Genomic DNA, 7378 nt, shown 5'->3' with positions numbered 1-7378 from the left:
GCAGGGCGGGCCGCTCGGGCGTCCACCGGATCAGCTCGGCCGGCCGGGGCAGGCCCAGGCGCCGGGTCAGGAAGCGGCCGGGCGCCGTGCCGGTGAAGCTGAGGTAGCGGTCGGCCATGCGCAACTCCCGGGCGAGTCGGTTCCGAAGGGCGGAGAACTGCTTACTCTGGAGTAAGGTTACCGGAGGTAAGACGAGGTGAGCCAGTGAGCCACTGCACACCGCCCTGGGTGAGGAGCAGATCGACATGAGCCCCCTGGAACCAGCCCGCGCCCGCCGGGTCGCCGTGCTCGGCGGCACCCGCGTGCCCTTCGCCCGCTCCGACGGCCCCTACGCCACCGCGTCCAGCCAGGAGATGCTGACGGCGGCCCTGAACGGCCTCACCGACCGCTACGACCTCCGGGGGCCCGGCGCGGTCGGCGAGTTCGTCGCCGGTGCCGTCCTCAAGCACAGCCGGGACTTCAACCTGGCCCGCGAGACCGTCCTCGGCTCCGCGCTCGACCCGCGCACCCCCGCGTACGACGTCCAGCAGGCCTGCGGCACCGGCCTCCAGGCGATCGTCGCCGCCGCCAACAAGATCGCCCTCGGCCAGACCGAGTCGGCGGTCGCGGGCGGCGCCGACACCGCCAGCGACGCACCCCTCGGCGTCAACGACGGCCTGCGCCGCATCCTCCTGGAGGCCCGCCGGGCGAGGTCCGCCGCCGCCCGCCTGAAGGCCCTGGCCCGCATCCGCCCCGGCCATCTGGTCCCGGACGTCCCGCGCAACGCCGAGCCGCGCACCGGCCTGTCGATGGGGGAGCACGCGGCGGTCACCGCCCGCGCCTGGGGCATCTCCCGGCGGGCCCAGGACGAACTGGCGGCCACCAGCCACCAGCGGCTCGCCGCCGCCTACGACCGGGGCTTCTTCCGGGACCTGGTGGTCCCCTTCCGGGGCCTGGAGCGGGACCAGAACCTGCGCCCGGACTCCACCCCGGAGAAACTGGCCGCCCTGAAGCCGGTGTTCGGTCTCGACCACCCGAACCCCACCATGACGGCGGGCAATTCCACGCCCCTCACGGACGGCGCGGCGCTGGTCCTGCTGGCGAGCGAGGAGTGGGCGAAGGCGCGCGGCCTGGCGCCCCTCGCCTATCTGACCGCCTGCGAGACGGCGGCCGTCGACTTCGTCCACGGGGACGTGGCGGACGGCGAGGACGGCCTGCTGATGGCGCCGGCGTACGCGGTCCCGCGCCTGCTGGAGCGCACCGGCCTGGACCTGGCCGACTTCGACGTGGTCGAGGTCCACGAGGCGTTCGCCTCCCAGGTGCTGGCCACCCTGGCGGCCTGGGAGAAGCGGGGCCTGCCCCCGCTGGACCGCGCCCGCCTCAACCCCACCGGCTCCTCCCTGGCCACCGGGCACCCCTTCGCCGCGACCGGCGCCCGCATCGTGGCGACCCTGGCCCGGCAGCTGGCGGAGCGGGACGCCCCGGGCAAGGGCCTGATCTCGATCTGCGCGGCGGGCGGCCAGGGCGTGACGGCGATCCTGGAACGCCCCTGAGCGCCCCGGAACGCACCATCGACAGGCCATGAACTCCCTACTTCTCCGCCAAAGCTGAATGGCCCTCACATAACCCCCGAGGCTGCACATCCCCGGCCCCGGACCATCCCCGAACCCGCACGATCCCCTCACAGCGGAGCCGTACGATCACCTGCCTAACCGGCGGTAACCCCTTTCTGTGAGGGGCGCACCGCAGGTGCACGCACGCCAGAGGAGCCGCCCGTGTCCACGCCGTACCCCCATCCGCCCGCCTCCTCCGGCACCCCCGTCTCCGCCGTCGACTACGACGGCAACCCGGTCCTCGTCGCACCCGAGATACGCCGGCTGGACGGCGCGGTACGGGAAGCCGCGGTCCCCCCGTTCGCACCCCCCGTCACCCACGGCTCGCTCGCCGACCTCCCCTACGACAACGCGGAGACGGCGCCCGACGAGGTCGTACTCAGCCGCAAGCGGTCCGACGGCACCTGGACGGACGTGACGGCGGCCGGGTTCGCCGCCGAGGTGGAGGCGGTGGCCAGGGGGCTGATCGCGGAGGGCCTGATGCCCGGCGACCGCATCGCCGTCATGGCCCGTACGACGTACGACTGGACGCTGCTCGACTTCGCCGCCTGGGCCGCCGGCCTGGTCACCGTCCCGGTGTACCCCACCTCCTCCGTCTTCCAGACCCGCTGGATCCTGCACGACTCCGGCGCGGTCGCCCTGGTCACGGAGACGGCCGCGCAGGCCGCCGCCATCGGCCCGGAGCTGGCCCACCTGCCCGACCTGCGCCGCGTGTGGGTGATGGAGAAGGACCACGTGGCCCGGCTCGCCGAGGCGGGCGCGCCGGTCCCCGAAGGGGAGGTCGGCGTACGCCGGGGCATGCTCGGCCCCGACACGCTCGCCACCCTCATCTACACCTCCGGCACCACCGGCCGCCCCAAGGGCTGCGCCCTCTCGCACGGCAACTTCTTCGCCGAGGTCGACAACGCGATCGAACTCCTCCACCCGGTCTTCAAGGCGAAGGGCGAGGAGCCGTCGGTCCTGCTCTTCCTGCCCATGTCCCACGTGTTCGGCCGGATGGTGGCCATCGCCTGCGTCCGCGCCCGGGTCCGCCTCGGCCACGCCCCCAGCCTGGCCCCGGCCGACCTCCTCCCGGACCTGGCCGCCTTCAGACCGACCTGCCTGCTGACCATCCCCTACATGCTGGAGAAGGTGTACAACTCCGCGCGGGCCAAGGCGGAGGCGGGCGGCCGGGTGACGGTCTTCGACCGGGCGGCGGAGGTGGCCCGGCGCTACGGCGAGGCGCTGGAGGCCCGCCAGACCGGCACCGGCACCGGCCCGAGCCGCGCCCTGAAGACCCAGCGCGCCTTCTACGACCCCCTGGTCTACCGCCGCATCCGCGCCGCCATGGGCGGCCGGGTCCGCTACGCCATCTGCGGCGGCTCCCCGCTCGGCCGCCCCCTCGCCGCGTTCTACGCGGGCGCCGGCATCGAGATCTTCGAGGGCTACGGCCTGACGGAGACCACCGGCGCCGCCACGGTCACCCCGCCGCTGAAACCCCGCCTGGGCACGGTGGGCTGGCCGCTGCCCGGCACCCGGGTGCGGATCGCGGCGGACGGCGAGATCCTGCTGGCCGGCGATCAGGTCCTGCGCGGCTACTGGGACCCGCAGGCGGGCGGCGTGGTCCCCGCCACCCGCGACGGCTGGCTGCCCACGGGCGACCTCGGCGCACTGGACGACGAGGGCTATCTGACCATCACCGGCCGCAAGAAGGAACTGCTGATCACGGCGGGCGGCAAGTCGGTGGCCCCGGCCCCGCTGGAGAACTGGCTGCGGCAGCACCCGCTGATCTCGCAGGTGATGCTGGTGGGCGACGCCCGCCCGTTCGTCGCGGCCCTGATCACCCTCGACCCCGACGGCATCACCCACTGGCGCCAGATGATCGGCAAGCACCCCGTACCGCCGGAACTCCTGGTCGGCGACGAGGAGTTGTACGCCGTGCTCCAGCGGGCGGTGGACGAGGCGAACCGCATGGTCTCCCGCCCCGAGTCCATCCGCCGCTTCGCCGTCCTCCCGGTGGACTTCACCGAGGAGGCCGGCCACCTGACACCGTCCATGAAGCTGCGCCGGGACCGCATCCTGCACGACTTCGCAGCCCAGGTGGAGGCGCTGTACGAGCGGTGAGGCAGTGGAATGTGGGGCGAACGCGCAAGGTTGACACGGTGGTTGAGCAGGACGAGCGTCGAAGGAGCAGCATGCGCGCCGTGGTCGTCAAGGCCCCCGGGCCGGTGGAGGCGTTGGAGTTCGCGGAGGTGCCCGAGCCCTCGCCGGGTGCGGGCGAGCTGACGATCGATGTCGCGTACGCGGGCGTCGGCTTCGTGGACACCCTGTTCCGCTCGGGTGCCTTCGGCGTGCCGACGCCGTTCACCCCGGGCATCGAGGTCACCGGGCACGTACGCGAGGTCGGACCCGGTGTGACCGGATTCGTGCCCGGCCAGCCCGTGGCCGCGTTGCTCAACGACTTCGGGCGGGGCATGCGGGCGGGCGGTTATGCCGAGGTCGCCGTGGCGCACTCGGCGATGGCGGTCGGCCTGCCCGACGACACCGATCTGGCACGCGTCGCCGCCGCCCTGGTCAACGGCGTCACCGCGTGGATGGCCCTGCACGACCTGGCCCGGATCGGCGTGCACGACAACGTCCTGGTGCTGGGCGCCAGCGGCGGCCTGGGCAGCGTCGCCGGACGCATCGCCGCCGTCCACCCGGCGCGCACCGTGACCGGCGTCTTCGGCCGCACTCCGGACGGGCCGTCCGCCACCGACCCGTGGACCCGCACCATCGGGACCGACGGCCTCGACGGCATCGCGCCCGGAGAGGTGGACGTCGTCGTCGATCCCGTCGGCGGTGAGCTGAGCAGACGCGCCTACCAGCTCCTCGCCCCCTTCGGCCGGCTCGTGGTGCTGGGCAACGCCAGCGGACAGGAGCACCCGGTGACGACCGACTCGGCGTGGCTGGGGACCAGGCAACTGCTGGGTCTCAGCCTGGGCGGGGTGGCGCATCTCGTGCCCGACCGCGTCACCGCGGCGCTGTCCGCCGTGGTCGCCCTGGTGCGTCGGGACGTCCTGCGCGAACCGGCCCCGGCCGTGCTGCCCCTGGACCGGGTGGCCGACGTCCACCGGGCCCTGGAACAGCGCGAGGCGCCCGCCAAGACCGTGCTCGCGGTCCGCTGAGCGGGCTGCCCCGGCCTCCTGGCAATGGTCGGCACCCGCTCCGCGCTGCTCCCACGTCGTCCGGACTCGGCGGGGCGTGGAGCGGGTTGCCGCCTGGGTCGGTCGCGGCCCGCCCACGATCCTCGTACGGGCCGCAAAGCCAGTCAATCCTTGGGTTTCCTCACCAACCCCCAGTGTTAGCTTGGGTCTTGTGACCCTCGAAGACCTTCGCGTGTTCATAGCCGTGTGCCGTGCGGGCAGCCTCAGCGCGGTCGCCCGCGACCTCGGCTGCACCCAGTCCGCCGTCAGCCAGCACGTCAAACGCCTGGAGCGGGAGACCGGCGTCGCCCTGGTCGAACGCCAGCCGCGCGGCGTCGTCCCGACCCAGGCCGGCCGCATACTGGAGGCCGCCGCGGCCGAGGGCATCAACGGCCTGGACCTGGCCGTGCGCCGGCTCCGCGACCTGGTCGACGGCCACAGCGGCTACGTCCGCGTCGCCACCGGCGCCACGACCGTCCGGCACTTCATGTCCGACGCCGTCGTCACGTTCCGCCGCCGCCACCCCAAGGTCAACCTGGAGTTCCGCACGGTCAGTTCCGGCCGCGGCAGCTTCGACGCCCTCGCCGACGGCACCCTCGACCTCGCCTGGATCACCATCGGCCCACCGGTGCGCGGCATCGAGCAGCGCACGGTCGTGGAACTGCCGTGGCTGCTCGCCGTACGGTCGGACGACCCCCTGGCCGGCCGCCCGCACCTGGACCCGGCGGAACTCACCGACACCCGGCTCATCCGCCTCCCGCCGAACTCCACGTCCGCCGCCCACCTCGAAGCGGCGTGCGCCGAGCGGGGCGTCCGGCCCGCCTACGAGCCGAGCGTCGCCGACTGGGACACGGCCCTGCTCCTCGCCGAACTGGGCGTCGGCCGGGCGGTCGTCCCCGCCGTACCCGGCCTGCCCGTCCCCGGCGAGGGCCCGCTGCGCCTGATCCCGGTCCCCGGCCTGCGCCCCCTCCCCGTCGGCTGGGCCGTCCGCCGCTGGGAGGCCCTCAGCCCGCCGGCCCGGGCCTTCGCGGACACGGTCGCCGCGCTGCGGTGAGCGCCAGCTCCGCCCAGACGGTCTTGCCGACGTCCCGCTCCGCGACGCCCCACCGCCTCGCGAGCACCTGTACGACGACGAGCCCCCGGCCGTTCTCGTCCTCCAGCCGCCCGTCCAGGAACCGGAGGGGGCGGTCGCCGCGGGCGTCGCTGACCTCGATACGCAGGGTGTCCTTGTCCGGCAGGAGCGCCAGCCGCAGCTCGAAGTCCCGCCCCTGGACGCGACCGTGGGTGACGGCGTTGGCGGCGAGTTCGGCCACGAGGAGCTGCGCGGTGTGGCTGAGGTCGCTGTCGTGGGGGTGACCCCAGGTGGCGAGCGTGGTGCCGGTGAGCCGCCGGGCCAGCCGGGCGCCGCGGGGCGTGGGACTCAGCCGTTGGACCAGTTCGGTTGTGGGGGTGGAGATTTCTACGTTCACATCACAGAGCGTCGTCACTTCTCCCTACGCTGACCAGGGGAGGCCCGGCGACTGTACGTAGTCGTGCGGGCGCGGTACGTCTGTCGTACGGGTGTCGGAGGATGACGTGACAGAGGAGCGGAGGCCGGAGACACCGGCAGAGGCGAACGGGTCGGCGGCGGTCTTCATCATCCTGGGCAAGCAGTTGAAGCTGCTGAGGGAGAAGGCCGGGCTGAGCCAGAAGGAGTTCGCCGACCTGATGGGCTACGGCCCGGATCTGATCTCGGCCATCGAGCGAGGGGTACGGACGCCGAGGCCGGAGTTTCTGCGGAAGGCCGACCAGATCCTCAAGGCCGACGGGCTGTTCACGTCGGTCATTCCGCAGGTCGAGGAGGCGATGGCCAGGTCACGGACGCGGCATCCGGAGTGGTATCGGAGCTATGCGGCGATGGAGGCGGAGGCCGTTGAGCTGCACCACTACTCCAATCACGCTGTGCAGGGCTTGTTGCAGACCGAGGCGCACGCCCGGGTGGTGTTCGCCAAGCGGCGGCCGTTCCTCAGTGAGGAGACCATCGAGAAGCGGGTGGCCGACCGACTCTCCCGCCAACAGGTCTTCGAGAGGTGGCCGCCGCCCATCGTGAGCTACATCCTCGAAGAAGTCGTGCTCGATCGGCCGATCGGGGGGCCGCGCGTACACGCTGACCAACTCCGCCGTCTGCTGGAAGTCAGCAGCATGCAGAACGTGGAGATCCAGGTGATGCCGACGCGCATGCAGGAACACCCGAACCTGGACAGCGCGTTCAACCTGCTGGTGCCAAAAGGGCAGACTCAGGTGGCGTACACGGAGGCCCAAAGCTACCCCCGGCTCATCACCGACCGGGAGGAGGTCCGCACCATCGCCGACCGCTATGGGATCATGCGCGCGATGGCACTCAGTCCCATGGAGTCCCGGTCTCTGATTGCGAAGAAGCTGGAGGAGCTATGAGCATCGAGAACCTGGCTTGGTTCAAGTCCAGCTACAGCGACGGCGAGGGCGGTGATTGTGTCGAACTCGCCTACAACTGGCGCAAGTCCAGCTACAGCAGTGGCGAAGGCGGCGATTGCGTAGAGGTGGCCGCACACCCCACCGCCATCCACATCCGAGACTCGAAGCGCCCCACCGCCCCCCACCTCA

General features: G+C 72.6%; 7 protein-coding genes. 6 read left to right on the top strand and 1 reads right to left on the bottom strand.

Annotated features, from left to right (window positions below; translation table 11 throughout):
• The first annotated feature begins 245 nt into the window (after positions 1-245).
• The 4 genes from CCN44_RS35105 to CCN44_RS35090 all read left to right on the top strand — a co-directional run bounded on the left by CCN44_RS35105 (position 246) and on the right by CCN44_RS35090 (position 5810).
• On the top strand, positions 246-1532 hold the full coding sequence (locus tag CCN44_RS35105) for an acetyl-CoA C-acetyltransferase (protein ID WP_086702555.1): 1287 nt from the start codon (positions 246-248) through the stop codon (positions 1530-1532).
• Between the two features lie 222 nt (positions 1533-1754).
• Positions 1755-3695: an AMP-dependent synthetase/ligase gene (locus tag CCN44_RS35100; RefSeq protein ID WP_086702552.1), complete on the top strand. Its 1941-nt coding sequence runs from the start codon at positions 1755-1757 to the stop codon at positions 3693-3695.
• Positions 3696-3766: 71 nt separating this feature from the next.
• Complete coding sequence (locus CCN44_RS35095; RefSeq protein ID WP_086702550.1) at positions 3767-4738, top strand: quinone oxidoreductase family protein; 972 nt, start codon at positions 3767-3769, stop codon at positions 4736-4738.
• A 190-nt stretch (positions 4739-4928) separates the two neighbouring features.
• On the top strand, positions 4929-5810 hold the full coding sequence (locus tag CCN44_RS35090; RefSeq protein WP_167404063.1) for a LysR family transcriptional regulator: 882 nt from the start codon (positions 4929-4931) through the stop codon (positions 5808-5810).
• Here CCN44_RS35090 and CCN44_RS35085 read toward each other — a convergent pair.
• Positions 5761-6225 carry an ATP-binding protein gene (locus tag CCN44_RS35085; protein ID WP_208639904.1) on the bottom strand — a complete coding sequence of 155 codons (465 nt, stop codon included), beginning with the start codon at positions 6223-6225 and terminating at the stop codon, positions 5761-5763. The genes CCN44_RS35090 and CCN44_RS35085 overlap by 50 nt on opposite strands.
• A gap of 91 nt (positions 6226-6316) precedes the next feature.
• Between CCN44_RS35085 and CCN44_RS35080 the strand changes: the two genes are divergently transcribed.
• Positions 6317-7189, top strand: a complete 873-nt coding sequence (locus tag CCN44_RS35080; protein WP_086702541.1) for a helix-turn-helix domain-containing protein — start codon at positions 6317-6319, stop codon at positions 7187-7189.
• The coding region (locus tag CCN44_RS35075) for a DUF397 domain-containing protein (RefSeq protein WP_086702539.1) at positions 7186-7378 on the top strand (193 nt) is incomplete at its 3' end. The genes CCN44_RS35080 and CCN44_RS35075, both read left to right, overlap by 4 nt.

It is taken from the genome of Streptomyces tricolor (genome assembly GCF_002155905.1).
Taxonomy (GTDB): domain Bacteria; phylum Actinomycetota; class Actinomycetes; order Streptomycetales; family Streptomycetaceae; genus Streptomyces; species Streptomyces tricolor.
The sequence above is the reverse complement of the archived record's forward strand: the minus strand, read 5'-3'. Positions and strand labels throughout refer to the sequence as shown.